General features: G+C 46.9%; 1 protein-coding gene. It reads right to left on the reverse strand.

Going from position 1 to position 789, the window contains the following annotated elements; genetic code table 11:
• The coding region (locus AC1DS3_RS39170) for a hypothetical protein (protein ID WP_477129435.1) at positions 1 to 358 on the reverse strand (358 nt) is incomplete at its 3' end.
• Positions 359 to 789: the final 431 nt, after the last annotated feature.

The following is a 789-nucleotide window of genomic DNA, read 5'->3' on the forward strand; positions in this document are numbered from 1 at the left end:
CTATTGATATCTTTAGAACCCCATCGAATAAAATAAAACCAACGGCCTCTAAGATGCTCACTACGGCGAGTGCGATCACTAAATGTAGAATTACGCCGATATTAAAAATATACCGCTGCCTTTCCCCAGATCCTTCACCCTGAGCGTAAGACATGAATCGCTGGGTGGCACCAGCCATGCTCGCATTTAGGAAACTGAGCATAGCGATTATTCCACCAACAACGTTAAATATACCGAAATCGCCCGCGCCAAGCGCACTCAATGTCACGCGCGTTGTATAGAGCGACAGGAACACGGTAACCCCCATACGGGCATAGAGGATTCCAGTATTCCTGATAACTCGATGAGAAGCTTTCATCGCCAAAATCTACCCACAGCAGCCATATCCACTATTCTCCTGCATGCCATACCGGCCCCATTCCTGATAATCTAATTCACCTCCACGGACTCATACGCTACAGTCCCCCTCGACTCCATCAGACGTTATAAATAAATTAACATCTTTCACGCATCTCTATAACATCGAATATAGATGTTAATGATTCCGCATGAAAATTCGGAATTCGATGTTCCTATCGTCCTTTTCCACGTTTCGATACGAAAATAGACTGTGCTCTATGACAGATCACCAATAGCACCCATTTTCCACATTCGATGATCCATGCGGCACATCCTCTGCTGCTGGACGCACCCAGTGCTCGTTATAGAACTGCGATATAACTGGATGACTGTCCCACCGCCTCCCGCGAATACCGAAGAGTATCTGCGTGGCGCCACCTAGGTGAATCG

It is taken from the genome of Cupriavidus sp. 01L46 (assembly GCF_056399905.1).